The 22,456-nt window shown below is 60.5% G+C and carries 19 protein-coding genes; 8 read left to right on the top strand and 11 right to left on the bottom strand.

Annotation, left to right across the window (positions count from 1 at the left end):
- Nucleotides 1-105: 105 nt before the first annotated feature.
- Nucleotides 106-861: a uridine phosphorylase gene (udp, locus tag AACS24_RS14615; RefSeq protein ID WP_005337975.1), complete on the bottom strand. Its 756-nt coding sequence runs from the start codon at nt 859-861 to the stop codon at nt 106-108.
- A gap of 382 nt (nt 862-1,243) precedes the next feature.
- On the opposite strand from udp, the gene yiaY reads away from it, so the two are divergent.
- From yiaY to AACS24_RS14630, 3 genes are all read left to right on the top strand, one after another.
- A complete protein-coding gene (gene yiaY / locus AACS24_RS14620; protein WP_108570404.1) occupies nt 1,244-2,395 on the top strand; it encodes an L-threonine dehydrogenase in 1,152 nt (383 codons plus the stop codon).
- Between the two features lie 137 nt (nt 2,396-2,532).
- Nucleotides 2,533-2,871 (top strand): outer membrane protein assembly factor BamE, encoded by a 339-nt coding sequence (gene bamE, locus AACS24_RS14625; protein WP_033113504.1) that lies wholly within the window; start codon nt 2,533-2,535, stop codon nt 2,869-2,871.
- Between the two features lie 126 nt (nt 2,872-2,997).
- Complete coding sequence (locus tag AACS24_RS14630; RefSeq protein WP_108570405.1) at nt 2,998-3,627, top strand: NAD(P)H-binding protein; 630 nt, start codon at nt 2,998-3,000, stop codon at nt 3,625-3,627.
- Between the two features lie 113 nt (nt 3,628-3,740).
- Here AACS24_RS14630 and AACS24_RS14635 read toward each other — a convergent pair whose 3' ends face one another.
- Nucleotides 3,741-5,435 carry a pyridoxal phosphate-dependent decarboxylase family protein gene (locus tag AACS24_RS14635; RefSeq protein WP_108570406.1) on the bottom strand — a complete coding sequence of 565 codons (1,695 nt, stop codon included), beginning with the start codon at nt 5,433-5,435 and terminating at the stop codon, nt 3,741-3,743.
- A gap of 186 nt (nt 5,436-5,621) precedes the next feature.
- A complete protein-coding gene (locus tag AACS24_RS14640) occupies nt 5,622-6,638 on the bottom strand; it encodes a lipoate--protein ligase A (RefSeq protein ID WP_108570407.1) in 1,017 nt (338 codons plus the stop codon).
- A 434-nt stretch (nt 6,639-7,072) separates the two neighbouring features.
- On the opposite strand from AACS24_RS14640, the gene AACS24_RS14645 reads away from it, so the two are divergent.
- A complete protein-coding gene (locus tag AACS24_RS14645; RefSeq protein WP_108570408.1) occupies nt 7,073-9,529 on the top strand; it encodes a diguanylate cyclase domain-containing protein in 2,457 nt (818 codons plus the stop codon).
- 60 nt (nt 9,530-9,589) lie between these two features.
- Here AACS24_RS14645 and AACS24_RS14650 read toward each other — a convergent pair whose 3' ends face one another.
- Genes AACS24_RS14650 through AACS24_RS14670 form a run of 5 tightly spaced genes read right to left on the bottom strand, consistent with a single transcriptional unit; the run spans nt 9,590 to nt 15,049 of the window.
- Entirely contained in the window at nt 9,590-12,775 is a 3,186-nt protein-coding gene (locus AACS24_RS14650; protein ID WP_108570409.1) for an efflux RND transporter permease subunit, read from the bottom strand.
- Nucleotides 12,768-13,808: an efflux RND transporter periplasmic adaptor subunit gene (locus AACS24_RS14655; RefSeq protein WP_108570410.1), complete on the bottom strand. Its 1,041-nt coding sequence runs from the start codon at nt 13,806-13,808 to the stop codon at nt 12,768-12,770. The genes AACS24_RS14650 and AACS24_RS14655 overlap by 8 nt, the downstream gene beginning before the upstream one ends.
- A gap of 41 nt (nt 13,809-13,849) precedes the next feature.
- On the bottom strand, nt 13,850-14,308 hold the full coding sequence (locus AACS24_RS14660; RefSeq protein ID WP_181364132.1) for a YeeE/YedE family protein: 459 nt from the start codon (nt 14,306-14,308) through the stop codon (nt 13,850-13,852).
- Between the two features lie 13 nt (nt 14,309-14,321).
- Entirely contained in the window at nt 14,322-14,735 is a 414-nt protein-coding gene (locus AACS24_RS14665) for a YeeE/YedE family protein (RefSeq protein WP_181364133.1), read from the bottom strand.
- Nucleotides 14,735-15,049: an ArsR/SmtB family transcription factor gene (locus AACS24_RS14670; RefSeq protein ID WP_108570411.1), complete on the bottom strand. Its 315-nt coding sequence runs from the start codon at nt 15,047-15,049 to the stop codon at nt 14,735-14,737. The genes AACS24_RS14665 and AACS24_RS14670 overlap by 1 nt, the downstream gene beginning before the upstream one ends.
- Before the next feature lie 88 nt (nt 15,050-15,137).
- Here AACS24_RS14670 and AACS24_RS14675 point away from each other — a divergent pair, with 88 nt between their 5' ends.
- From AACS24_RS14675 to AACS24_RS14685, 3 genes are all read left to right on the top strand, one after another.
- On the top strand, nt 15,138-15,323 hold the full coding sequence (locus AACS24_RS14675) for a YgaP family membrane protein (RefSeq protein ID WP_033113494.1): 186 nt from the start codon (nt 15,138-15,140) through the stop codon (nt 15,321-15,323).
- Between the two features lie 445 nt (nt 15,324-15,768).
- A complete protein-coding gene (locus AACS24_RS14680) occupies nt 15,769-16,158 on the top strand; it encodes a hypothetical protein (protein ID WP_108570412.1) in 390 nt (129 codons plus the stop codon).
- A 220-nt stretch (nt 16,159-16,378) separates the two neighbouring features.
- Nucleotides 16,379-17,107: an MgtC/SapB family protein gene (locus AACS24_RS14685; RefSeq protein WP_033113492.1), complete on the top strand. Its 729-nt coding sequence runs from the start codon at nt 16,379-16,381 to the stop codon at nt 17,105-17,107.
- 63 nt (nt 17,108-17,170) lie between these two features.
- Here the strand turns inward: AACS24_RS14685 and dnaJ are convergent, their stop codons facing one another.
- The 3 genes from dnaJ to grpE form a co-directional block, all read right to left on the bottom strand.
- Nucleotides 17,171-18,313, bottom strand: a complete 1,143-nt coding sequence (gene dnaJ, locus AACS24_RS14690) for a molecular chaperone DnaJ (RefSeq protein ID WP_033113491.1) — start codon at nt 18,311-18,313, stop codon at nt 17,171-17,173.
- A gap of 101 nt (nt 18,314-18,414) precedes the next feature.
- Nucleotides 18,415-20,343 carry a molecular chaperone DnaK gene (dnaK, locus tag AACS24_RS14695; RefSeq protein WP_108570413.1) on the bottom strand — a complete coding sequence of 643 codons (1,929 nt, stop codon included), beginning with the start codon at nt 20,341-20,343 and terminating at the stop codon, nt 18,415-18,417.
- Between the two features lie 268 nt (nt 20,344-20,611).
- Nucleotides 20,612-21,187, bottom strand: a complete 576-nt coding sequence (grpE, locus tag AACS24_RS14700; protein WP_108570414.1) for a nucleotide exchange factor GrpE — start codon at nt 21,185-21,187, stop codon at nt 20,612-20,614.
- Nucleotides 21,188-21,478: 291 nt separating this feature from the next.
- Between grpE and nadK the strand changes: the two genes are divergently transcribed.
- Nucleotides 21,479-22,363 carry an NAD(+) kinase gene (gene nadK, locus AACS24_RS14705; RefSeq protein WP_041208339.1) on the top strand — a complete coding sequence of 295 codons (885 nt, stop codon included), beginning with the start codon at nt 21,479-21,481 and terminating at the stop codon, nt 22,361-22,363.
- Nucleotides 22,364-22,456: the final 93 nt, after the last annotated feature.

The following is a 22,456-nucleotide window of genomic DNA, read 5'->3' on the forward strand; positions in this document are numbered from 1 at the left end:
GGGATCAGTGAAAGGCGTGACGGGAGCGGAAAAGCGGTAAACGGCGGATAAAGATAGGGGCCGCGCTTTCGCAACGGCCCCCACCCCCCACTCTGTGTGGTGCTATCAGATCAGCTTGCGGGCAGCGCCCAGTACGATCTTGATGGCATCAGATTCGGTTTTCGCCATGGTCTCGGCGTTCGGGATCTCTTGCTGGGTACGGTTGACGATAACGCCAGCCACCATACCGGCACGCAGGCCCTGGCTGGAGCACATGGTCAGCAGGGTTGCAGATTCCATCTCATAGTTCAGCACGCCCATGGCTTGCCACTCTTTCATGGAACCCTGGAAACGGCTCACTACGCGGCCGGATACGGTGTCGTAACGCTCCTGACCCGGGTAGAAGGTGTCAGAGGAGGCAGTCACACCGATGTGCAGCTTGGAGCCCATCTCTTTGGCGGTGTTGACCAGCGCAGTGGTGCAGTCGAAGTCGGCAACAGCCGGGAACTCCATCGGTGCGAAGTGCAGGCTGGCACCGTCGAGGCGCACGGAGCCGGTGGTCACGATCACGTCACCCACGTTCAGGTGCGGCTGGATGGCGCCGGTGGTGCCGATGCGCAGGAAGGTGCGGATACCCAGCTGGGCCAGCTCTTCTACTGCGATGGAGGTGGACGGGCCACCGATACCGGTAGAGCAGATGATCACGGCCTTGCCGTCCATCTCGCCACGCCAGGTAGTGAATTCACGATGGCTGGCCAGGTGTACCGGGTTATCCAACAGCTCTGCGATACGCTTTACACGCTCGGGGTCACCGGGGACGATCGCCAGGGTGGCGCCTTGCAGATCCGCTTTCTTCAAACCCAAGTGAAATACATCAGACATATTGGACTCCTGGTTGCCCCCTGCCAGCATGGTCAGGACGCAAATTAAGATGATTCTTTATGATACTTTCAAGCCTTTACCCCCCTCTTCGGGGAGGCGCCAACTATGGTCGAAAGCGCTTTCCAATTCCTTGAAGCGCCTCACACTTCCACGCATTGACAACATCAAAGAGCAGGCAAAACGTTTTCTAACCTGATGAATTAATTGAAAAACGTTTTTCAGGAAATCGGGATGTAACAGGGAAAGTCAAGCCCGGTTCAACGCTTAATTAATGTCCCGTGATCGCCCCCGTAAAGTTGCAAAACAGATGCTTTTGTATCCCCATCAAGATGGTAACGTGGCAGCCAATTACCACTTAATGGCTAACTATAGGGAGTCCATCATGGCTACATTCAAGTTCTATATTCCTGCAATCAACCTGATGGGTGCCGGCTGTCTGCAAGAGGCTGCCGCCGATATCAAGGGTTACGGCTATCGCAAGGCGCTGATCGTCACCGACAAAATCCTCAACCAGATCGGCGTGGTCGCCAAGCTCACCACCCTGCTGGCTGAACATGGCATTGAAAGCGCTGTTTTCGATGAGACCAAACCTAACCCTACCACCAGCAACGTCGAAGCGGGTCTGGCGATGATCAAGGCCAACGGCTGTGACTGCGTCATCTCGCTGGGTGGCGGCTCGCCCCACGACTGCGCCAAGGGCATCGCGCTGGTGGGCGCCAACGGTGGCAACATCAAGGATTACGAAGGGGTGGATCGCTCCGCCAAGCCGCAGCTGCCGCTTGTCGCCATCAACACCACTGCCGGTACCGCCTCCGAGATGACCCGCTTCTGCATCATCACCGACGAAGCGCGCCACGTGAAAATGGCCATCATCGACAAGCACGTTACCCCGCTGATGTCGGTCAACGATCCCGAGCTGATGCTGGCCAAGCCGGCCGGTCTGACCGCCGCCACCGGCATGGATGCCCTGACCCACGCCATCGAAGCCTATGTTTCCACCATCGCCACCCCGGTGACCGATGCCAGCGCCGTGATGGCCATCGAGCTGATTGCCAAGCACCTGCGCACCGCCGTCAACCACGGTGACGACCTGCATGCCCGCGAGCAGATGGCCTATGCCCAGTTCCTGGCCGGTATGGCCTTCAACAACGCAAGCCTCGGTTACGTGCACGCCATGGCCCACCAGCTGGGCGGTTTCTATGACCTGCCCCACGGTGTCTGCAACGCCGTGCTGCTGCCCCACGTTCAGGCGTTCAACGCCCAGGTGAGCGCGGCTCGTCTGAAGGATGTGGCCCGCTTCATGGGTGTTGACGTGAGCGCCATGAGCGACGAGCAGGGCGCTGCCGCTGCCATTGCCGCCATCAAGCAGCTGGCGCTGGATGTGAAGATCCCGGCCGGGCTGGAGCAGCTCGGCGTCAAGGCTGATGACTTCGATACCCTGGCCAGCAACGCCCTGAAAGATGCCTGCGGCTTCACCAACCCGAAACAGGCGAGCCACGAAGAGATCGTCGCCATCTTCCGCGCCGCCATGTAACGGCCACCGGATTGCCAGAAAGGGTCGCAGTGCGGCCCTTTTTATTGGCTGATGGATCAATGGCTTTTTACTTCCGTGGAGGGAGTCGGTATGATTTGCCGAGCCAAAAAAGACTGTATGGATGATCTGAACTCGTTATGCGGATGAAACACCTGATTGCCGCGGCCCTGACCGCCCTCACCCTCTCCGGTTGCAGCCTGGTCTATCGTATCGATATTCCCCAAGGCAACTATGTGGAACAAAAACAGGTCGACAAACTGCGCCAGGGGATGACCCGCGAGCAGGTCAGCTATGTACTGGGGACCCCCATGCTGCGTGACGGCTTTGACCCCAACACCTGGTATTACCTCTATGAATTCCAGCCAGGCCACGGCGACAAAGAGCGTAAAGAGCTCACCGTCACCTTCGCCAACGACAGGCTCACCACGGTAACGGGTGACTTCCCGCTGCCAGCGGCATTCCACACCCCGCTCTGATATCTCGCAAAACCGGCCTCGTGCCGGTTTTGTTTTATCTCCCTCCAAGCAGTAAGCGCAGATTGCAGAGTGCCGCCATTTGCCCGATGCTGACACTTCCTACTGGAGCGACACAGGAAGAGAACCATGAGCCGGATCCTGATTGCCGGAGCCAGCGGCCTGATTGGCCGCGAGCTGCTCAAACAGTTGCCCGCCGAACACGAGCTGACCCTGCTCTGTCGCAAGTCGGGCAAGGAGGCGCACCACTGGCTGCCGGTCAATTTTGATGATCTGGCCAGCGTAACCCTGCCCCGACCGGTCGATATCGCCTTCTGTGCGCTGGGCACTACCCGCAAGGATGCCGGCTCAGCCGAGGCGTTTCGCCGGGTCGATCTCGACTATGTGATCGCCTTTGCCGAACTGGCCCGCCGCCACGGCTGTCAACGCCTTATCGTGGTCTCGAGCATGGGGGCCAGTGCCACTTCACCGGCCCTCTATCCACGTACCAAGGGGGAGATGGAACAAGCCCTGCTGGCCCAATCCTGGCCGCGGCTAGCCATCGTGCGGCCGGCCATGCTGCTGGGGGATCGCCAACCGCCGCGCCGCTCGGAGCAGATTTTTCAGGCCATCTATCCGCTGTTTCGACCGCTGCTGGTTGGCAAGCTCGCCCGCTGGCGCGCCATCGAGGCCAGTCAGGTAGCCCACGCCATGATCGCCCTCTCCCGGCAACCCGCCGGATGCGAGATTGTCGAGAACGAGCAGCTGCTGCGCCTCTGACCACGGCATCTCGAGCTCCCATCAACAACAAGGGCAAGCCGATCGGCTTGCCCTTTTGATACCGGCCTGTCTGGTATCGACTCAAGGCCAGTCAGCTTGTGATTGAACGGCCGCTAACCGCGAATATGGTCGATAAAGGCGTCGATCTGCTCGCGAGTGCAGGCCGGATTCATAAAGACCGCCTTCTCCCCGGCGATGTAGGAGTATTTGCCGCGGGCGTCATAGTCGGAGTGGGCCACCGCCTCCACCCAGTTGGTGTAGAGCCCCACCTTGCCGCGTCCCTTGAACAGGCTGCGGTGATAGTCGGTGTTGCGCTGCAGCCGCGCCTTGTAGGCAGGATCGCTGGAGCGGGCCAGCTCGAAGGCAAACTCCGCTTCCGGATCGCTCACCCACTCGGGGTTGTAGATCTTGAAGCCGACACTCGGTCCCTGATTCTCCTGCGCTACTAGCTTGACATTGCCGAGCTGGCTTAACCGGAAGCGGAAGTAATTGGCATTTTGCAGGCAGTGGGCCAGCACGATGCGATACCCCTCCACTCCCATATAGTTGAGCGCCGCATAGGCGCCGAACAGGCCGCTCGCGCCGCGGGAGCACTCGATGGTGGATTGCAGGTGGGTCTGACCCTGAATGTCCCGCTCGAAGTAGGAGAAGTTCTCCGGGTCATTCTCCATCGCCTTGAGATCATCCTGCTCTTTAATCATCACCAGACTGGAGGTGTAGGGCACATAACCCCACTTCTGGAAGTCGACAGTGAAGGAGTCGGCATATTTGAGCTCGGCAAAGCGCGCCACGTTGCGCTCGATCCCCGCCAGGGTCGCAGCATTGATGCCAAGCGGGTTGGCGGCAAAGTCGTAATCGAGGAAGAAGATCATCGACCAGCCGATGGCGGCATCGACGTGGATATGCGGTTTGACCACCACCTCGAACTGCTCGCAGAGGCGATTGCGCAGCTCAAACACGGGTTTCACCTGATCCACCCCGAAGGTATCGGTGGTACCCATGGTGAGCATGATGGCGGGCACCACATGTTTCAGGGCAAAACAGGCGGTCAGGGTGCGTTCGAGATGGTCGAGATCGATGTCGTTGTTCTCGCCCACCTGAATACGGATGGTCTTGTTCTCGATGTCGACCCCGAGCAGGGAGAGGTTGGTGATATTGGAGTAGTGACCGCCCTGGGAGTTGATGATGCGGTAATCCTGATAGTGGCCGAGCCCCTTGTGCTTGGCCTCGGGCAAGCTCTTGCGAATGCCGAGCAGGTAGCCGTAGAGGTTACAGAAGGTCCCCCCCTGGGTGAAGATGCCGGTGGCACGCTCGGGGTCATATCCCGCCAGCAGGGCAATCTGGCGCACCACCTTCTTCTCCAGCTCCTCGGCCACTCCGGCATATTCGGAGTAGACCAGATTGGGGTTGGCCAAAATGCCCATCTGGGCGCCGTAGATAGCGGGATCTGCCGACATGGTGACGACGTTCTCGACGCTGGAGGGGTTCTCCCAATCCTTCGACAGGGCGGCGGCAAACAGCAGCTCGGCCATCGGCTCGCCCGGGGTGCGCATGGTGGTGGGCACCGGCATGGTCTCGCAGAGATCGGCAAGGCGGGCGCGGCCATCAGGCCAGGCGTTCAGGCGGGCATCGGGAGCCAGGCCACGGGCCCGAAATTCATTGAGGGAGGCGAATCCGGGCTCGCGAAAAACTGGCCAGAGATCGGGATTACGTGAGAAAAAATTGGCTTTAACGCTGGCAAACCGGTTGGCAAACAGGGGGGAGACAGCGTTGACACTTTGGTCTTGAAGATAAACTAAGTCACTCATTTTTATACCATTAGTACAGCAAATGTGCGGCCCTTATACTCCCGGGTCTGGCGCATCAACAGAGACAATAACTAATGGTCTGCCATACTTTTTGTTATGTTTTAGCCATGGCAAGGGGCAGAAAAAAGGCGCTTTTTATGCGCCTCTTTATATTTCGTGATCCCGATCACTTCAGCAGTTGTGCCTTCAGCACAGCGCCGCCAGCAGCCAGTCGGCAAACTCGCTCAACGCCTCACCACTGGCCGAGAACTCCCCCTGCCACCCTTGCAAACAGCTGGCGATCGCATCAGGGCGATAGGGACAACTCACCAGCAGTTGGGCCAGCCGATCGAAGGGTGCCGGATCCAGGGTGTCGCTGAAAACCTGCGCCCGCACTATGCTCCCCTTCTCCACGTCAAAGTGCAGCTCCACCCCGCCCCAGCCAAAGCGCTCTTCCAGCAGATGGGTGAAGGCGGGCGCGTGGCCAAAGTTCCACTCCCAGCTGCGCTGGCGAGCGAAGGTCTCGGCAAAACCGGGCAGATCGGGCATCTGCTCCGGGGAGATGTGCTCGGGCTGCACCCGCTCGCCATAGTGCTCAAAAAAGGCGGCAACCAGAGCGTCGCTCACCTGATGGTGGTCAATCCCCGGCAGCAGTTCGCACAGATTGGCCACCCGACCGCGCACCGAGCTGATCCCCTTGGCCGCCAGCTTCTTGGGGTCGGGGTTGAGGTAGTTGGCGAGCCGACCGAGATCGGCGTCCAGCAGCAGGGTGCCGTGGTGAAACCCGCGATCCAGGGTCTCCCTGTAAGCCGAACCCGATACCTTGCGCTCCCCGTCCGGGGTCGCCACCAGCAAGTCATTGCGACCGGAGGCAAAGGCCTCAATCCCCAGTCGCTTGAGCCCGTCCAGCACGATGGCGGTGGAGACGCTCTTGTCATACTCCGGCTTGCCCGCCATGAAGGTGAAGCAACTGTTGCCAAGGTCGTGAAACACGGCGCCACCACCGCTGCTGCGGCGAGCCAGCGTCACCCCGTCCTCTTCCATGCGGCGGGTGTTGCACTCCTTCCACGGGTTCTGGGCTCGGCCAATCACCACGGTATTGGCGTTGCGCCAAAGGAACAGCACCCGTTGACGGGGATCCATCTGGCGGAAGATGCACTCCTCGACGGCGAGGTTGAAGAGGGGGTCGTGAGAGTCGGAGACAAGCAGACGCAAGCGGGACATGAAACAGCCTTATCCGGAACAGGGGGGAACATCATAACACCAGAGCTCGCCAACCGGGCGACGAGGCTGATTTAACCATCAACAAACAACCTGAATACATATTTTCCTCATGTGGAAAACATCGCAGAAGTATCGCGTGATATGACGACACAGACTGACGCTTTCCCGACAAAAAGCGGCAATTTAAACGAAGATTCGGAGGAAAAAACGGCATGATAATGGCTAAAATGCAGCCATTTTCGCAAGCCATATGACTCCGGGATGGGGCTGACAAGTTGTCAAAACAGACTTCGCAGGCAATTTGTGTGATGAAAAACACAAAAACAAATTCTTATACCGCAACTGCCCTGCTCCGCTAGCCTTTTTCCCCTATTGCAGGTTACAAAAAATTGTTTGACTCTAGCTCTGATACCGCCTCCCGAGAGACACCCTGTATGACGGAGCTCGAACCCTCCCCACGCTGTACGCTCTGGTTCCTGCCCATGCTGGCCAGCTGGATGTTCTCTGCTCTGGCGAGCCTGCCACTGAAAGCCGAAGAACAGGTGACGCTCCAGCTCTCCTGGCAGCATCAGTTCCAGTTTGCCGGTTACTACGCCGCCATCGCCAAGGGCTACTACCGTGAGGCCGGACTCAACGTCACACTGCGTGAGGCTACGCCCCACACCGATGTGGTCAAAGCAGTGACCAGTGGCGAGGCGCAGTTTGGCATCAGCGGCAGCGACTTGCTGCTGGCCCGCGCCGCTGGCAAACCGGTGGTGGTGCTGGCCGCCATGCTGCAGCACTCTCCCCTGCTGCTGTTGACGCTCGATCGCCCCGATATCCGCAATGCCGCCGATCTCGCCGGCAAGCGGCTGATGCTGGAACCCGGCTCCGGCGAGCTGCTCACCTATCTCAGCAAACATATTCCCGCCCGGACGTGGCAGATCCTCCCCTATGACAACGGCGTCGAGGCGCTGCTCTCCGGCAAGGTGGATGCCATCAGTGCCTACAGCACCACGGAGCCCTTCTACCTGCAGCAAAAGGAGATCCCCTATCGGGTCTTCAGTCCCCGCAGCGCCAACAGCGACTTTTACGCCGACAACCTCTTTACCTCCGAACGGGAGCTGGCTGCCCGCCCCGGCCGGGTCTTTGCCTTTCGTCAGGCGAGCCTGCGCGGCTGGCGCTATGCCATGGATAATCCGGAGGAGATGATCGACTGGATCATGGAGCACTATCCGAGTCGCGCCGGGCGCGAGCCAAGCGGGGCCGGGCGCGAGCAGCTCACCTTTGAAGCGCGCGAGACCCGCTCGCTGATGCAGCCCGACTTTGTCGAACCTGGCTATATGCAGCCGGAGCGCTGGCAGCAGATCGCCAATATCTATCGGGAGGCGGGCCTGCTCGCCTCCGACATCAGCCTCGATCGCTTTCTCTACAATCCGGCCAAGGAGCGGCTGCGCCAGCAGCGGCAACTGCTCGACAAGAGCGTGGCCATCGCCATGCTGATCACCTTTACCCTGCTGATCCTGCTCGGCATCTTCCTCCACCTCTATCTACGCCTGCGTCAGGAGTCGCGAGACCGCCAGCGCCTCACCCGCGAGCTGGCCCAGAGCGAGCAGCACTACCGCTTCGTAGCGGAGAACAGCGCCGACGTGATCTGGACCATGGATACCGCCAGCCTTCGCTTTCGCTACATCAGCCCGGCCATCCAGCCGCTGAGCGGTTACAACGCGAGCGAGCTGTTCGCCCTGCCGTTCAAGAGGCTGCTGCCCGATGCCGCACGCATAAAACTCAAGGAGGAGATCACCGCCACCCTCGCCGCCTGGTATCGCGGTGAACATGAGCAGACCCGCAGCGTCATTCGCACCGATCTGCGCCACAAGGATGGCCATCTGGTAGCCACCGAGACCATCACTACCCTGCACGGCAACGAGCAGGGGGAGCCAGAAGCCATTCTGGGGGTAACCCGCGACATCACCGAGCGGGCCGCCCGCGAGGAGATGATGCGCCGCCTCGCCTTCTACGATCCCCTGACCGGTCTGCCCAACCGCCGCCTGCTCCAGCAACGGCTGAAAGAGGCGATGGAGCACAACGCCGACCAGCCATTGGCACTGATGTTCATCGATCTCGATCACTTCAAGCCGATCAACGACACCTTTGGCCACGAGACCGGCGATGTGCTGCTCAATATGGTGGCCAAGCGGATGCGCTACTGCGTGCGGGAGCATGATCTGGTGGCACGCCTTGGCGGCGACGAATTTGTTATCCTGCTGCCCGACACCAGCGACGAGGCGCTGACCATCGCCGACCACCTGCATCACAGCCTGCGCCACCCATTCAGGATGAGCGACGAGCAGGAGCTGCGCATCTCCAGCAGTATCGGGATCGCTCTCTATCCGGAGCACGGCGAGGATGCCAAAACCCTGATGCACCACGCGGATCAGGCGATGTATCAGGCAAAAAACCGCGGCCGTGGCCGGGTCTGTCTCTATACCGCCGGGCTCGACCCCGCGCAGGGCTCGCTGGTGTGGCAAGGCAGCCACGAGTGCGGCCATCCCCGCATTGATGCCGAACATCGCCAGCTCTTTGTGCTCACCAACCGGCTGCTGGAGCGGATGAAGGATAACGAGGCTCATCCCGCCCTCTATCTGGAGAGTCTGGAGAACCTGTTCGAGATGGCGCACCACCACTTCACCTTCGAGGAGAGCCTGCTGGCCGAGCTCGATTACCCCGAGCTCGAGACCCACCGTCTGGACCATCAGCAACTGCTGCAAAAAGCGGCCCAGCTGATGAACGCCGCCCGCGCAGGCACCCTCGGCAACGACGAGTTGCTCAACTTCATCATTCAGGAGCTGGTCGTCGGCCACATGAGCCAGGCCGATCGGCGCTACTTCCCGCTGCTTAAGGGACGCTGACTCAGCGCCCCAGCCACCTGAACGAGTGAAACGAAAAGGGCCACCGAGGTGGCCCTTCTGTCATTGTGCGCCCGGCTCGTCTGCCGTGCTCACGACTCCACGGTGCGACATCAGGCTGTAGTAGAGCAGCGGGATCACCACCAGAGTGAGCAGGGTGGAGACCAGTATCCCGAAAATCAGGCTGATGGCCAGTCCGTTGAAGATGGGATCATCGAGGATAAACAGGGCCCCGATCATCGCCGCCAGCGCCGTCAGCATAATGGGTTTGGCCCGCACCAGTGCCGCCTCGATCACCGCCTGTTCGAATGCCACTCCGTCTCTTCGCTGCTGTTCGATAAAGTCCACCAGCAGGATGCTGTTACGTACTATGATGCCGGCCAGGGCGATCATCCCGATCATCGAGGTGGCGGTAAACTGGGCCCCCAACAGGGCATGGCCCGGCATCACCCCGATGAGGGTGAGCGGAATGGGGGCCATAATGATGAGCGGCACCAGATAGGAGCGGAACTTGGCCACCACCAGCAGGTAGATAAGGATCATCCCCACCCCGTAGGCAATCCCCATATCGCGGAAGGTCTCGTAGGTGATTTTCCACTCCCCGTCCCACAACAGCGCCACCTCTCCCAGCTTGTCGGGCTGCTGCACGTAATACTGGGGCAGGTCGATATCGGCGCCAGCGCTAAACATGCCGTAAAGCGGGCTGTCGGTATGGCCACCCATGTCGGCCACCACCATCACCATGGGCTGCATGTTCTTGTGCATGATATAGCTGGGGGCCACCTCATCACGGTGGCTCACCAGCTCGGAGACCCGGATGAGCTGGCCACTATGGCTGCGCACCTTGAGGGCCAGCACACCCGCCAGATCCCGTTTGTCACCGGGGACCAGTTCGATGCGGATCGGCACCGGATACTTGGAACCGTGCCCCTGCAGCCAACTGGCATCCTGATAACCCACCCCGCCATTGAGGGTGTTCACCAGATCCCCGAGATCGACCCCGAGCAGGGCCGCCTTGCTGCGATCCACCACCAGCCGCCACTTGGGCTGCGGGTCGGTCAGATAGATATCCACGTCCACCAGATCTGCCGTGGCCACAAAACGGGCCTGTACGGCGCGCGCCGCCACTTCTCGGGCAGCCTGAGTCGGGCCATAGATCTCGGCAACGATGGGTGACCAGACCGGTGGGCCGGGGGGTACCTCCACGACTTTCAGGTTGCCCCCCACCGCACTGGCGATGACCTGCAACGGTGCCCGCACTGACTGGGCAATCTGGTGGCTGCTGCGATGGCGCTCATGCTTGTCCACCAGATTGACCTGAATATCCCCCACGTTGGCACCGCTGCGGATAAAGTAGTGGCGCACCAGCCCGTTGAAATTGATGGGGGCCGCGGTACCGGCGTAGACCTGGTAATCCTTCACCTCGGGTACCTTGGCAAGCTCTCGCCCGACCGCCAGCAGGGTGCGCTCGGTCTGCTCCAGGGTCGCCCCCTCCGGCATATCGAGCACCAGCTGGAATTCCGACTTGTTGTCGAAGGGGAGCATCTTGAGCACTACCCACTGCACCATAGGCATGGCGGCGGCACCCGCTACCAGCAGCAGGATGGCCAACCAGAGCTTGCGTCTGGCCCTCTTGGCGCCGTCACCGATCAGGAAAGGGGTCATCAGCCGGTGAAAGAGGCCAGCCTTGGCCTCGCCGTGGATTTCATGCACCTCCCCCTTGAGCAAATGGCTCGCCAGCCAGGGTGAGAAGATAAAGGCCACCAGCAGGGAGATGAGCATCCCCATGCTGGCATTGATGGGGATGGGGCTCATGTAGGGGCCCATCAGGCCGCTGACAAAGGCCATCGGCAGCAGAGCCGCGATCACGGTCAGGGTCGCCAGTATGGTCGGCCCCCCCACCTCGTCCACCGCCCCCGGAATAAGATCTTTGAGGGATCCCTTGCCCAGGCCTCGATGGCGGTGGATGTTCTCCACCACCACGATGGCGTCATCCACCAGAATGCCGATGGAGAAGATCAGCGCAAACAGCGACACCCGGTTGAGGGTAAAGCCCCAGGCCCAGCTGGCAAACAGGGTCAGCGCCAAGGTGATGACGATGGCAACGCCTACCACCAGCGCCTCGCGCCACCCCATGCTCACCAGCACCAGCAGCACCACCGCCGTGGTGGCAAAAATCAGCTTGCCGATCAGCGTCTTGGATTTGGTCTCAGCGGTGACGCCGTAGTCACGGGTCACCGTCACCTCGACCCCGGCAGGAATAAGCCGATTCTTGAGGCTCTCGACCCGCGCTTCTACCCGTTTGGCCACATCGACCGCGTTCTGACCCGGCTGCTTGCCGATGGCCAGAGTCACCGCCGGATAACTGCGATCCCCCTGCCCCATCCAACTGCGCTTGGTCGGGGTCTCCTGACCCAGAGAGACCCTGGCCACATCCCCCAGATAGACCGGCTTGCCGTCGTGCAGCCCCACCACCAGCTCTCTAGCCTCCTGCTCGCTTTGCAGGAACTGCCCCACCTGTACCTTGATCTCACTGTTGTCTTGCTCGATGGCCTGTGTCGGGCCCACCTGATTGGCGGCCGCCAGTCGCTGACTCAGCTCTCCCCAGTTGATGCCGTGGGCGCTGAGGGCCGCCGGATCCGGCATCACCCGCAGCACGGCGCTCTGGCTGCCCAGAGTGTAGATATCGCGGGTACCGGGAATGCGCTTGAGTTCGGTCTCCAGCTCATGGGCGACCCGTGTCAGCTCGGGTGCCCCCAGTTGTTTGCTCCAGAGCGTCAGGCTGACAATGGGGACATCGTCGATCCCTCGGGGTTTTACCAGCGGCTGACCGACTCCAATCCCCTGTGGCAACCAGTCGCGGTTGGAGTCGAGCTGGTTGTTGAGATCGACGATGGCCTGCTCGCGGCTCACCCCCACCTTGAACACCACCACCAGCAGGGCGCCATCGGGTTGGGAAAAAGAGTAGAGAGTATCGATCCCCTTTATCTGGGAGACCACCTGCTCGGCAGGGGTGGTGACGAGAGACTCCACCTCAGCCGGCGTGGCTCCCGGGAAGGGAATGTAGACATCGGCGAAGGTGACATCGATCTGCGGCTCTTCCTCCTTGGGAGTCACCAGCACCGCAAACAGGCCGAGCAGCAGCCCCACCAGCGCCAGCAGCGGGGTGATGGCCGAGCCCTGAAACAGCGCAGCCAGCCGACCGGCAGGTCCCAGCCTCTCCCTGTTGCCGTTCAGCTCGCTACTCATGGGCCACCTCCTGCTGCTGCGCCCAGCCATCGGGGGCCAGCTTGTCGCCCGCTTGCAACCCGGCCAGGATCTCGCACTGCCCCGCCAAGCAGTGGCCAACCCGCACCGGCGTCAGCGCCCAGCCAGCGGGCAGCTGCAGATAGACGCCATTGAACTCCCCTTGCCGCAGCAGGGCGCGATCCGGCACCTGCAACACCTGACGCTCACCCTGCTTGAGCTGCACCTTGAGCCACATGCCGGGCAATACCCCGGCGGTTTGCGGCGGCAAGTCGAGGCGCAACCTGAAGGCGTGGCTCTGGCTGTCGGCATAGTTGAAGCGGGTCAATTTGACCGGGGTAACGGCACTGCCATCCGGCAGCAGCACCTGCACATCCGCAGGCTCACGAGCCAGCGTCAGGGCGGATTGGGGCAACTCCACCTCCACCCGCAGTGTGTCTAGAGAGAAGCCGGAGAGCAGCGGGGTACCGGGGGCGACAGTCTCCCCCAACTCCACCAGCCGTTTGGTCACCACTCCGGCATAAGGGGCCAGAATGCGGGTATAACCGTAGGCCTCGCGGGCCTGAATAAGAGCCGCATCAGCAGCGTTCACCTCAGCGCGGGCGGCGCGATCTGTCGCCTGGGCATTGTCGAGCTGAGCGCGGGTGATCACCCCCTTGGCAATCAGCGCCTGAAAGCGGGCGAGCTGGCGCTCGGCTTCCACTTGCTGGGCCTGCGCCCGGGCCAGCCGCGCCTCGGCACCGGAAACGGCGGCAAACTGCTCCTTGCCGCAGATCTCGAGCAGCGGCTGTCCCGCCTGCACCTGATCGTTCACATCCACCAGCATGCGGGAGACCCGACCGCTGGTCTGGGCCGCCACCGTCCCCTGATGGATGGCAGTGACGGTGCCATCCAGCGTCAACCAGTCGGTCACCGCCTGTGGCGCCACTGTCAGCAGGGCCACCGGCCCTCCTTCTGCGGCCAGGGCCTGCATGGATGTCATGGCCTGCGATGTCATCACCAACAAGGTGAGCCCCAGCAACCGGATCTTTTCCATCATCACTCTCCTTCCCTGGCGTCATCAGTCACTTCACGGGATCAGGCAGTATGGGACTGGCGCACCTTATCCTTTTTCCAAGTCAGCAACTTGGCCAGCCCTCTATCAAACAGCAAGATCCCTGCCACCATGGCCGCAATAAACAACAGTATCATGGGCTGGCCACTGGAAATGAGACTCAAGGCAGGCCCCGGGCAGATACCCACCAATCCCCAGCCGATACCGAACAGCGCTGCACCGCCGACCAGATTGCGATCCAGCTTTGGGGCAGGTACGGCCACAATGGGCTCGCCCAACACACTCTGGCGGCGGGGTTTCACCAGCAGGAAGTAACCCGGCATAAAGACCAGCAAAGCCCCTCCCATCACGAAGGCAAGGCTGGGATCCCAGGCCCCTGCCAAATCGAGAAAACCGGTGACCCGGGCGGGATCCACCATGCCGGAGATGGCCATCCCCAGTCCGAACAGCAGGCCCGCAAACAAACTTGTCAGCAACTTCATGGCAATCAGCCCCTTACAGCAGATGATGAGTAACGAAGACGGTGATGAAACCTGCCGCCATAAAGGTGAGGGTGGCGACAATGGAGCGCACAGAGAGCCGCCCCATGCCACAGATGCCGTGGCCGCTGGTGCAGCCATTGCCAAGACGGGTACCGACCCCGACCAGCAGACCGGCCAGCAGCACCACAGGCCAACCGGGCAGCGTAGTGAATGCGGGCATGGTGGCCCAACCTAGGGTCAACGCCAACCAGGCGCCAGCACCCAACCCCAGCAGAAATAGCACCCGCCACGGCGCACGGTGTTGCAGCGCACCTGCCAGAATGCCGCTGATACCGGCAACCCGGCCGTTGAACAACATCAGGATCAGGGCCGACAGCCCCGCCAGCATGCCGCCGCCCAAAGAGAGCAGCCATTGGCTTTCCATCATCAAGATTCCTTATTTTCTGAGTGACAAAAATGGGTTTGCAGCGCACCCAGCACATCGGCGGCCGCCTCGCTCACCAGCGAGTAGTAGATCTGCTGGGAGACCTTGCGCGAACGGATAAGGCCCTGGCGCTTCAATACCGACAGTTGCTGGGAGAAGGCCGACTGCCCCAGCTGGCTGTGGGCCAGCAGCTCCCCGACCCCCTTCTCCCCCTCCACCAGCTGGCATAGCACCAGCAGGCGTTCAGGGTGAGCCAACGCCTTGAGCAGGGAGGCGGCGGCTGTCGCATGTCTGTTCATCTGGTCGAATTGGCTCATAAGCGTAAATTAGCAACTTCTGATATTTGGTTCCATTGTATAAATGGATACTAAATTAGCAATATCTAAATTAAATAAAGGGAGAGTGATGACTGTAGATAACGGAGTCAGAATCGTCGCGGGTTGCATGTTGCTGCTCTCGTTGATCCTTACCGCCTGGGTCCATCCGGGCTTTGTCTGGTTGAGCGCATTTGTCGGGGTCAACCTGATCCAGAGCGCCTTCACCGGTTTCTGCCCGGCAGCCATCATCCTGAGGCGACTTGGGTTTAAATAAGCGGGCTTGATCGGAGTTGGATGGGTCATGTCAGCCGTCTGTTAGCTCCAGCGCAAGATCTGGCCAGCAGCACAAAGGCGGCTCGACAGCCGCGCAGGGCCGTCAAGCGGTAGTGGTGACGCGAGAGATAAAATTTGTTTCAGGATGTTTCCGCCACTGGCTCGGGGTTTACCCTCTGCGTCGGCTCGGCTATCATTCGAGCCTCTTATCAATAGCGGAGACCATCAGTGGGCAACTCATCAAGTGACAGTTGTAGACCGGCCCTGTCAGCCGGTACCAAGGTCGCGAGCTAGCCGCAGGTCTTTCTCTGCCGCATGCTCGCAGCCCTGCGAGAAGCGGAAATCCACTCCCCTCTTCTCTTTTTACACTTGACGTCTGGCGACCATTGGCCAAAAGCCGTGGCCGTCATGCCTGCATAGTTTCTGCTTCCCACAAGGAGGCTGCTATGCGTTTTGTATCAACCAAGTCCGTTGCCAACCCGATGATGGCAACACAGGCTCATCCCCTGCTGAGCAAGCTGGCTCGTGGCTGGCTGCCACTCTGGCTGCGCGGCAAACAGCGCCAACACCACTACCGGCTGCAGATCCGCTGCGAGGATCGCGCCGATATGCAGCAAGTGCTGGAGATGGTGAACCACACGCTGCAACCCGCCGGCCTGCAGCCGATGCAGTCGATGCGGCCGGGACGCAGCGGGGGCCGGGAGCTGGTGCTCAATGTGCACTGCACACCGCCTCAGCGCCGCTATCTGGTGCAGTTTGTCCATCAGGTAGGTGTCGCACATCCGGTACGCTGGGAGCTGCGGCCACGCAGTGATGGCAATCCCCAGCTCAACTGAGCCAACCCGTTAACTCCGGGGCTTACCAGCCCCGTTTAATCCGAGTGAAGAAGTGCCTGCTTCTTCGTGCACACGGGAGAAGCAGGCACATTTGACGTGCGTGCTCATCCCTTTGTGATGGCCTTCACCACGCGCGTCTACTCATCTGCCCGGGTTATGCCAGCACCATCTGGCAGCCCGCTCATCCCGAAGGCCATCGACAACCAAGAAGGAACAGGCCATGAAAATGTGGCAACAACTTGATCTGATCTCCCTGATCGATACCCTCGCCAGCCTGCTGCTGGCCTTCGTGCTGGGGGCACTGGTCGGCCTGGAGCGTCAGTACCGCCAGCGTACCGCCGGTTTGCGTACCAACGTGCTGGTCGCCGTGGGCGCCGCACTGTTTGTCAATCTGGCCCAGCGCATCTATGACCTGCACGGCGGCAGCTACAGCGTGGTCCACGTGGTGGCCTATATCGTCTCCGGCATCGGCTTTCTCGGCGCCGGTGTCATCATGCGCGAGTCGGGCAACATCCGCGGCATCAACACCGCCGCCACCCTGTGGGGGGTGGCCGCCGTCGGTGCCGCCTGTGGTGCCGGTCTCGCCATCGAGGCGATTCTGGGGGCGCTGTTCGTGCTCGCCGCCAACACCCTGCTGCGGCCGCTGGTCAATCAGATCAACCGGCGTCCGGTGGACAATCTCGACACCGAGGTGACCTACAAGGTGACGGCGCTCACTCCGCGCGAGCACCAGAAAGAGGTGCTGCACTGGCTGGAGGAGATGCTGGAGCAGGCCAACTACCCTCTGAGCGAGCTTGATATCGAGCCCTTTGGCGAGCGGGATCTGGAGATCTCGGCGGTGCTGCTCGCCACCTCCATCGATGGCGACGAGCTCGACGCCCTGATGGGCAAACTGGGCATCCATCCCCATATCAAACAGGTGTTCTGGCGCGCCAGCACCACGGATTGAAAGAAAAAAAACCAAAAAAGAGCCGGCACTGGGCCGGCTCTTTTTTTATCTCTGTGGCTGAAATCAGCTGGTCAGATCGTCGAAGAAGCGTTTCACCCCTTCGAAGAAGCCTTCCGATTTCGGCTTGTGGGTCTTGGCAGCGGCACCGCTGAACGACTCGTCCAGCTGGCGCAGCAGCTCTTTCTGCTGCTCGGTAAGGTTGACCGGGGTCTCGATCACCACCTTGCACATCAGATCCCCCACCTGACCGGAGCGCACTGACTTCACGCCCTTGCCACGCATGCGGAACATCTTGCCGGTCTGGGTCTCCGGGGTGACCTTGAGCTTGACGCGGCCATCAAGGGTCGGCACTTCAATCTCGCCACCGAGGGCGGCTGCGGTGAAGCTGATGGGCACTTCGCAGTAGAGGTTGTTGCCGTCACGCACGAAGATCTCGTGCTCTTTGACGTGCACCTGTACGTAGAGATCCCCTGCCGGAGCCCCCGCTTCCCCCGCTTCCCCTTCGCCGGAGAGACGGATGCGATCGCCGGTATCGACACCTGCCGGGATCTTGACCGACAGGGTCTTGGTACGCTGGTAGCGACCTTCACCGTGGCACTTGCGGCACGGATCCTTGATGATCTTGCCGCGACCGTGACAGTGCGGACACGCCTGCTGCACTGCGAAGAAGCCCTGACGCATCTGCACCTGGCCGGAGCCGTGACAGGTCGGGCAGGTCTGGGCGCTGCTGCCGGTATGGGCACCGGAGCCGTTACAGACTTCACAGTGAACCAGGGTCGGCACCTTGATCTCCTTGGAGACCCCGCGTACCGCCTCTTCCAGCGTCAGCTCCATGGTGTAGCGCAGGTCGGAACCACGGGCCGGGCCACGACGGCCACCGCCACGGCTGCCACCGAAGATGTCACCGAACACATCGCCAAAGATGTCGCCAAAGTCGGCACCACCGCCGAAACCTCCGTGGCCACCGCCACCCTGGCTCGGGTCGACACCGGCATGACCGTACTGGTCATAACGGGCGCGCAGGTTGGCATCGGTCAGGATCTCGTAGGCTTCCTTGACCTCTTTGAACTTCTCTTCGGCACCGGCATCGCCCTGATTGCGGTCAGGGTGATACTTCATGGCCAGACGCTTGTACGCCTTCTTGATCTCGCGCTCGTCGGCATCTTTCGATACCCCCAGCACCTCGTAGAAATCGCGCTTCGACATACTCATCCTGTGGTTACGCAGACGGGCGTTGGTCACCCAACGCCCGTGAATTCATAAACTAAACCGATGGGCGAAGCCTGCTTCGCCCATCTGGGTCGGGCTTACTTCTTGTCGTCTTTCACTTCTTCGAACTCGGCGTCGACTACGTCGTCGTCAGCCTTGGCAGAAGAGGAGGACTGACCGGCGTCAGCACCGGTGGCACCTTGTGCCTGAGCCTGCTGCTGGGCAATCTCCATCAGCTTCTGGGACGCTTCCAGCAGAGCCTGCTGTTTGGCTTCGATGGCAGCCTTGTCGTCACCCTTGATAGCGGTTTCCAGCTCGCTCAGAGCGGCTTCGATCTTGGTCTTGTCGTCGGCAGGCAGGGCTTCACCGGCTTCGGTGATCTGCTTGCGTACGGAGTGGACCAGACCATCAGCCTGGTTGCGGGCATGCACCAGCTCTTCGAACTTCTTGTCCTCGGCCGCGTTGGCTTCGGCTTCGCGAACCATGCGCTCGATCTCGTCATCAGACAGACCAGAGGAGGCCTGGATGGTGATCTTCTGCTCTTTGTTGGTCTCTTTGTCTTTCGCAGAGACGTGCAGGATACCGTTGGCATCGATGTCGAAGGTCACTTCGATCTGCGGCAGACCACGCGGAGCCGGACGGATGCCTTCCAGGTTGAACTGGCCCAGAGACTTGTTGTCGCTGGCGCGCTTGCGCTCACCCTGCAGCACGTGAATGGTCACGGCAGACTGGTTGTCTTCGGCAGTGGAGAACACCTGGGACTTCTTGGTCGGGATGGTGGTGTTCTTCTCGATCAGCGCAGTCATCACGCTGCCCATGGTCTCGATACCCAGAGAGAGCGGGGTAACGTCCAACAGCAGAACGTCGGTCTTGTCACCGGACAGTACGGCGCCCTGAATGGCAGCACCCATGGCCACGGCTTCGTCCGGGTTGACGTCTTTACGCGGCTCTTTGCCAAAGAACTCGGCAACGGTCTTCTGAACCAGCGGCATACGGGTCTGACCGCCCACCAGAATCACGTCGTCGATCTCGCCAACTGCCAGACCTGAGTCTTTCAGGGCAACGCGAACCGGCTCCAGAGAATCCTTCACCATGTCTTCCACCAGGGATTCCAGCTTGGCGCGGGTTACCTTGATGTTCATGTGCTTCGGACCGGTGGCATCGGCAGTGATGTACGGCAGGTTGACGTCGGTCTGCTGAGCGGAAGAGAGCTCGATCTTGGCTTTCTCGGCGGCATCTTTCAGACGCTGCAGAGCCAGCTGGTCGTTGCGCAGGTCGATGCCCTGCTCACGCTTGAATTCATCTACCAGATAGTTGATGACGCGGTTGTCGAAGTCTTCACCACCCAAGTGGGTGTTACCGTTGGTCGCCAGTACTTCGAAGGTGGTTTCGCCTTCAACTTCGTCGATCTCGATGATGGAGATATCGAAAGTACCGCCACCCAGGTCATATACGGCAACCTTGCGCTCGCCCTTGACCTTGTTCACGCCGTAAGCGAAAGCAGCTGCAGTCGGTTCGTTGATGATGCGCTTAACATCCAGACCGGCGATGCGACCTGCATCCTTGGTAGCCTGACGCTGGGCGTCGTTGAAGTAGGCCGGAACAGTGATAACTGCTTCGGTTACCGGCTCGCCCAGGTAGTCTTCAGCGGTCTTTTTCATCTTTTTCAGCACTTCGGCAGAGATCTGCGGCGGTGCCATTTTCTTGCCCTTCACCTCAACCCAGGCGTCACCGTTGTCAGCCTTGGCGATAGCGTACGGCATGATTTTCAGGTCACGCTGTACTTCGTCATCTTCAAAACGACGGCCGATCAGACGCTTGATGGCGAACAGGGTGTTTTTCGGGTTGGTGATGGCCTGACGCTTGGCCGGCTGACCAACCAGGATCTCGCCATCATCGGCATAGGCAATGATGGACGGAGTAGTACGATCGCCTTCTGCGTTCTCGATCACGCGAGCAGTGTCGCCGTCCAGAATGGCAACGCAGGAGTTGGTAGTACCCAGGTCAATACCGATGATTTTACCCATTTGAGAAATCTCCAAATACTTTGAATAAACTGGCGAGGAACTCGCCTTAATGCGTTAACGGCTAGGTGGGGCCTGCCAATCTGGCTTTCAAGCTCCCGGCATCAAATTTTTTGTGCCGCCGTGGCCTTGCATCCTATATGGGGTCGCAAGCGGCCACTTCAAGCCCTGCCCCGCAAAAACCCTACCTTTTGTCGTGATCAGCCGATGACAGACCAGACAGATAAACAAAAAGCCCGCCAAGCGGCGGGCCTGGGCATCAAGTGCCGACTCAGTCGGCGGCCTTGGATACCATGACCATGGCCGGACGGATCACGCGACCGTTCAGCTCATAGCCTTTCTGCATCACTGCGATCACGGTGTTTGGCGCCACATCGGCACTCGGCACCATGCTCATCGCCTGATGGGCATTCGGGTCAAACGGCTGGTTGGTCGGATCCAGCGCAACCAGACCGAACTTGGCCACACCGCTCTGCATGGATTTGAGGGTCAGCTCGACACCTTCCACCATCGGCTTGAGGGCGTCGTTCTCCTTGTCGGCGAGCTCGATGGCGCGCTCCAGGTTGTCCAGCACCGGCAGCAGCTCGGCAGCGAACTTCTCCAGCGCGAACTTGTGCGCCTTCTCCACGTCCAGCTCGGTACGACGACGCAGATTTTCCATTTCGGCAGCAGTACGCAGGGCGCGTTCGCGCTCTTCCGCCGCCTTCTGGATGGCGGTCTCCAGCTGCGCTTCCAGTTCGGCGATACGGGCCTGCTCGGCTGTCACTTCACTGTCTACATCGGTCGGCTCGACTGGCTGGGCTTCCACTTGCTCCATCGCTTCAACCTTTTGCTCTTCGTGGTTCATGACATCTCCAGATTCCGGGGTTACTTACGAGGGCCTTGACGTCTGGCTGAGCGACCAGTGACATCAGACCGACTATGTTGGCGCTATTATGGGGATGCATCCCCGGCTTTCAAGGGGTAAAGGGCAATCAGGGTTGCTGAATAGCCGCAACCGTCGGTTTATCCAGGTTACCGCTCACCGTTTAACCAGTAGCCTCAAGGGGATAGCCGGCCCCGTCACACGGGAGAGCGTCACAAGCGGAGCAAAGCACTGTATACTGGCCCGCAATACCCATCCCAGATCTGACTGACTATGGATTCTCCGTTCAAAACCATCGCCCTGATTGGCAAACCCCACCATGAGGGGGCCAACCAGACGCTGACCGGCCTGCATCAATACCTGACCTCACGCGGTTTCCGGGTACTGGTGGAGAGCCGGGTTGCCCAGACCCTGAGCATCCTCGATGAAAACGTCATGGATCTGGTCCAGCTCGGCCAGCAGGCCGATCTGGCCATCGTGGTCGGCGGTGACGGCAACATGCTGGGGGCGGCGCGGGTGCTGTCGCGCTTCGATGTGGCGGTGATCGGGGTCAACCGGGGCAACCTCGGCTTTCTGACCGATCTCTCGCCGCAGGATTACCTGCTGCCGCTGGAGCAGGTGCTCTCCGGCCACTACAAGAGCGAACACCGCTTCCTGCTGGAAGCCTCGGTCTATCGCCACGGCGAGCGCAAATCGAGCAATCTGGCGGTCAACGAAGCGGTGCTGCACCCGGGCAAGATCGCCCACATGATCGAGTTCGAGGTTTATATCGATGGCAGCTTTATGTATAGCCAGCGCTCGGACGGCATCATTGTCGCAACGCCGACCGGCTCAACCGCCTACTCCCTGTCGGCTGGCGGCGCCATCCTCACCCCCAAGCTCAACGCCATCACGCTGGTGCCCATGTTCCCGCATACCCTGAGCAGTCGCCCCATCGTGCTCGATGCCGACAGTGAAGTGCGGCTGCTGGTCTCGCCGGATAATCAGGACGATGCCATGCAGGTCAGCTGTGATGGTCAGGTGACCCTGGCTGTGCACCCGGGGGACGAGATCCTTATCAAGAAGAGCCACCATCAGCTTCATCTAGTTCATCCGCTCGACTACAGCTACTTCCACGTGCTGCGCAACAAGCTCGGCTGGGGCAGCAAGCTCTTTTAACCCGCTCTCACTTTGCGAGGGCACCAGCATGGTGCCCTCTTCTCTGCTATCTCCCCCTCAACACTTGCCACTACCTCTACCCTCTCCAACACC

This window comes from Aeromonas sp. HMWF016, from assembly GCF_963878195.1.
In the GTDB taxonomy this organism is placed as follows: Bacteria; Pseudomonadota; Gammaproteobacteria; order Enterobacterales; family Aeromonadaceae; genus Aeromonas; species Aeromonas lacus.

Bases quoted from the DNA above. Each gene is read 5' to 3' on its own strand.
- udp (WP_005337975.1), bottom strand. From the start codon at position 861: ATGTCTGATGTATTTCACTTGGGTTTGAAGAAAGCGGATCTGCAAGGC.
- yiaY (WP_108570404.1), top strand. From the start codon at position 1,244: ATGGCTACATTCAAGTTCTATATTCCTGCAATCAACCTGATGGGTGCC.
- bamE (WP_033113504.1), top strand. From the start codon at position 2,533: ATGCGGATGAAACACCTGATTGCCGCGGCCCTGACCGCCCTCACCCTC.
- AACS24_RS14630 (WP_108570405.1), top strand. From the start codon at position 2,998: ATGAGCCGGATCCTGATTGCCGGAGCCAGCGGCCTGATTGGCCGCGAG.
- AACS24_RS14635 (WP_108570406.1), bottom strand. From the start codon at position 5,435: ATGAGTGACTTAGTTTATCTTCAAGACCAAAGTGTCAACGCTGTCTCC.
- AACS24_RS14640 (WP_108570407.1), bottom strand. From the start codon at position 6,638: ATGTCCCGCTTGCGTCTGCTTGTCTCCGACTCTCACGACCCCCTCTTC.
- AACS24_RS14645 (WP_108570408.1), top strand. From the start codon at position 7,073: ATGACGGAGCTCGAACCCTCCCCACGCTGTACGCTCTGGTTCCTGCCC.
- AACS24_RS14650 (WP_108570409.1), bottom strand. From the start codon at position 12,775: ATGAGTAGCGAGCTGAACGGCAACAGGGAGAGGCTGGGACCTGCCGGT.
- AACS24_RS14655 (WP_108570410.1), bottom strand. From the start codon at position 13,808: ATGGAAAAGATCCGGTTGCTGGGGCTCACCTTGTTGGTGATGACATCG.
- AACS24_RS14660 (WP_181364132.1), bottom strand. From the start codon at position 14,308: ATGAAGTTGCTGACAAGTTTGTTTGCGGGCCTGCTGTTCGGACTGGGG.
- AACS24_RS14665 (WP_181364133.1), bottom strand. From the start codon at position 14,735: ATGATGGAAAGCCAATGGCTGCTCTCTTTGGGCGGCGGCATGCTGGCG.
- AACS24_RS14670 (WP_108570411.1), bottom strand. From the start codon at position 15,049: ATGAGCCAATTCGACCAGATGAACAGACATGCGACAGCCGCCGCCTCC.
- AACS24_RS14675 (WP_033113494.1), top strand. From the start codon at position 15,138: ATGACTGTAGATAACGGAGTCAGAATCGTCGCGGGTTGCATGTTGCTG.
- AACS24_RS14680 (WP_108570412.1), top strand. From the start codon at position 15,769: ATGCGTTTTGTATCAACCAAGTCCGTTGCCAACCCGATGATGGCAACA.
- AACS24_RS14685 (WP_033113492.1), top strand. From the start codon at position 16,379: ATGAAAATGTGGCAACAACTTGATCTGATCTCCCTGATCGATACCCTC.
- dnaJ (WP_033113491.1), bottom strand. From the start codon at position 18,313: ATGTCGAAGCGCGATTTCTACGAGGTGCTGGGGGTATCGAAAGATGCC.
- dnaK (WP_108570413.1), bottom strand. From the start codon at position 20,343: ATGGGTAAAATCATCGGTATTGACCTGGGTACTACCAACTCCTGCGTT.
- grpE (WP_108570414.1), bottom strand. From the start codon at position 21,187: ATGAACCACGAAGAGCAAAAGGTTGAAGCGATGGAGCAAGTGGAAGCC.
- nadK (WP_041208339.1), top strand. From the start codon at position 21,479: ATGGATTCTCCGTTCAAAACCATCGCCCTGATTGGCAAACCCCACCAT.